This is a genomic window from Bacillus sp. LR_5 (genome assembly GCF_042709275.1).
The window spans coordinates 1-3,219 of sequence record NZ_JAVAXX010000467.1 but is presented as its reverse complement, the minus strand read 5'-3'; the positions used below and the strand labels follow the sequence as shown (position 1 = coordinate 3,219).

Genomic DNA, 3,219 nt, shown 5'->3' with positions numbered 1-3,219 from the left:
TGACCTCGCTGAATTTAATAATCCCGCTCTTCATGTTCAAATCCATAAATACCTTTTATCCACACATCGCCGCAGCCTGAACTTTTTGTTATTTCCAACTGATCACCTTCTACTCGATCTGCTGCACTGTAGTCCAAATAACTTCCTGGAATTCTTTCTCGCTCCTTGAAAATATCCATCAGTTAGAGCTATTCTGCTAAGTTTCATATTTAGAGTACAGTCTTTATTATTGTGTATTGTGAATTTATAACCAAGTGCGGTCAAAATTCCGGTCGAAATTATCTGCCATGAAGACAATTGTTGATTCCTCGCTCAAAACAAAGTCTACATTTGTTTAATCCACCGTTAGCTTTGCTTCAGCATTCGGAAGAGTAAAACTTGAGACTAAGCCTAAGCAAGCCAAAGTTAAACGATTAACCCTTTTCATCCCTCTCTCCCTTACCCATTTATGGCATAATTCGGTAAATAAAAGGGGCTTTTTGACCGTGCATAAGGAAAAGGATTGTGATGATTTAAGCTACGCTGCTACCCTCCCAATGTTTTGCAGAAAAACCGAGTCCCAGATCCAAAATATTACGGCAAATGAGACGCTAAACAAGTAAATTTCATATCCCATCAGAAAGTTTAAGGTGTTTTTTGGATCAGTAATGAAAGCGAAGAATAACCATACTAAGAAGGAAAAGAATATGTGTATGAGTAAATATTTCGCGTTAAACCTTTTTGGATTGCGATTTAAGAAATATTGAACAGGTGCAGCAAAGATTAAATAAAAGATAAAGAGAAGAACACTTATTAGGAAGTATGGTATGTAGCCGTCATAACCAATGCCAAAAACATAAACAACAGCAGCTGATAACGCGGACAAGACATGAACAAATATGATCCTTAAAACTTGCATGTTTATAACCTCTTTCTTAATGAATGCTTCTTCAACATTGTCTAGATCCTCCTTAAAACTACTGTTCTACTTAGAAATTAAACATCTTGGTCGCATTTCTCATTCTTCCGCCATTGAATAGTATTTCGGCGAGTTATTGCAACAGATATTAATAGTAGAGTACCGACAATAAGCAACATAAAAAAGATCACAAACAGCGAACCTGTTCCCGGAACAATTTCTTCATAGGTAATAAAGCGCTCCTTCCCCTGCAGGACGAAGAACCGAGAATTTTCAAGAAAGGATAGATGAAAAGCGATAGACGTCCATAAGCTTCCTGTTACAATACGCAGGAGTTGAAGGATGAATCCAAAACCCAACAATAAAACAATGTAATCTAATGTGATAGCAGATGATTCAATTCCAACTATATATTGCAAGCCACTTACAGTTATTGGTGCAAGCACAAACAGGATCGGCTGTAGGAGTAAGGCCATAAAACAGTTCCAACGCTTATTTAGAGCATAGTACACCGTCCCCCGAAAAGTTAATTCCTCTGGAAAAGCTTCATAAAAGAAAGCGATAATCATATTTAAGAGCAATGCTGTCACTAAATGGACAGAGAAGTGAAATTGTGTAACTTTGATCCAGCCTAATAAATGGGCGATAGCGAAACCAGACCCGGATAGTACAATCACATATATTGCTCCTATTATGGCTTTCGGAATGGCTTGCCGCCACCCAGACAGCCCTATAGAATAAAAGGGTCTACTAGACATCCGTTTAAGAAGAATGTAGAGCAACGGGACAGTTATTAATGTGACTAAACCTGCTTGGATGCCTTGCTTCAAAAGCTTGGAAGCTCCTGCTTGGCTAGCCATTGAACCGACTAAAGTAGCAAAAAACAAAGCAAATACGAATGTTCCCCAACTGAGCAAGACAGTTCCTAACCATTTATGATGATTGTCTTGTTTTCCGCTTTTGGTGAGATGAATTTGCATTTGGATACCACTCTCACATCATTCATATTAAGCACTATAAGCCCTACTATCACTATACGTTCTATAGCTGTTATGGTTTCAAATTCCTGCATTACCCCTCTTACAATTCCACTCTTCCTCTAAAATAGCGTAATAATATTCATCCCACCATTCATTGCCTTTCGGAATACATTTTTTAAAAAATCCTTCTCTTCTCATTCCGATCTTCTCCATAACTCGGTATGAAGGAATATTCTCAGGTTGACACGTAGCTATAATCCTATGTAAGTTCATTTCTTTAAATCCATATTCCAAGATAGCTTGGGCTGCCTCAGAAGCATACCCTTTATTTTGATAATTGGGATTAAACACCCACCCAATTTCATATGTATGTTCACCAAAATACTTATAAAAAACAATATGGCCTATAAGACAGTCTTCATCTCTTAGTATGACAGGGAATTTTTCAGCGTTATCACCTTTGTTTTTATTTACAAATGCCTTTGCATCTTCTTCAGTAAAAACCCCTTCAGGTATATACTTCATTACATTACTATCAGATGTATACTCATATACAGCTTGCCAATCTTTGAATTCAAATTCACGTATCAATAACCTTTTTGTTGTGATATGCATTAAAGCAACTCCCCTCTAATATACTTAATCTTTATTTCAATATGAAGACAACAATAACCTCTTTAAAACTATCCTTATTCAACAATATTGCCTCTTACTAGAACAACTCAAGGATTACTGACTGTGAACAAGCAATGGAATATGATTCTCAAAAATAATTCCCTTATCCTTCTCTTAATTTTAACAGGAGGCTTTTTTGTTTTTTAAGATAACATTAAACTTCCTTATTCATTTAAATATGATAAAATATTACATATTTAATATAGGAGGGCTTGTGTTGGAGCAAATGATCTCTTCTTCTAAAGTCAGAGTAAAAATATTGGATATTTTATTGAGAAAGGCTCATTTGAAGTTGAAAGTAGAGGTCACACTTCTTAAATATGTATTATTCCCCCTCAAAAATTTTGAGGGGATTATTTTTATGATTTGTGTCCTCCAGTAAGCTTTACCGGCTTATAAGAGACTTAAATGAATCACTTAAATTGATTAACCATTTTAAGAATTAAACATTTCTCAAAAACAGATTTTATTTGTGGATTTACGACGCATCTCAAATAGTCTCGATAGCAATTCTTTGTTAAATTCAAGTGCCTCATAGACTAGAAGATCCATCTCTTCAATATGTTGCTCATCTAAGGACGGTTTTTCAATTTCTGATACGTCAATCAAATCTTATTTAAACTACGTTAAATGTTCTGGAAACATCATTGATGTCCATTTCATTAA

The 3,219-nt window shown here is 35.5% G+C and carries 4 protein-coding genes and 1 pseudogene; all 5 read right to left on the bottom strand.

The annotated features are described in order from the left end of the window. Nucleotides 1–14 precede the first annotated feature (14 nt). Nucleotides 15–179 carry a hypothetical protein gene (locus RAC86_RS37155; RefSeq protein ID WP_017697686.1) on the bottom strand — a complete coding sequence of 55 codons (165 nt, stop codon included), beginning with the start codon at nt 177–179 and terminating at the stop codon, nt 15–17. A 338-nt stretch (nt 180–517) separates the two neighbouring features. Further along, nucleotides 518–898, bottom strand: a complete 381-nt coding sequence (locus tag RAC86_RS37150; protein ID WP_377886808.1) for a UPF0715 family protein — start codon at nt 896–898, stop codon at nt 518–520. Nucleotides 899–975: 77 nt separating this feature from the next. Further along, entirely contained in the window at nt 976–1,878 is a 903-nt protein-coding gene (locus RAC86_RS37145; RefSeq protein WP_046663171.1) for a CPBP family intramembrane glutamic endopeptidase, read from the bottom strand. Between the two features lie 78 nt (nt 1,879–1,956). Then, nucleotides 1,957–2,493, bottom strand: coding sequence for a GNAT family N-acetyltransferase (locus RAC86_RS37140; RefSeq protein ID WP_077671700.1), 537 nt, complete (start codon nt 2,491–2,493; stop codon nt 1,957–1,959). 552 nt (nt 2,494–3,045) lie between these two features. Beyond that, nucleotides 3,046–3,216, bottom strand: a pseudogene (locus tag RAC86_RS37135) (YolD-like family protein); the annotation flags it as partial. Nucleotides 3,217–3,219 lie beyond the last annotated feature (3 nt).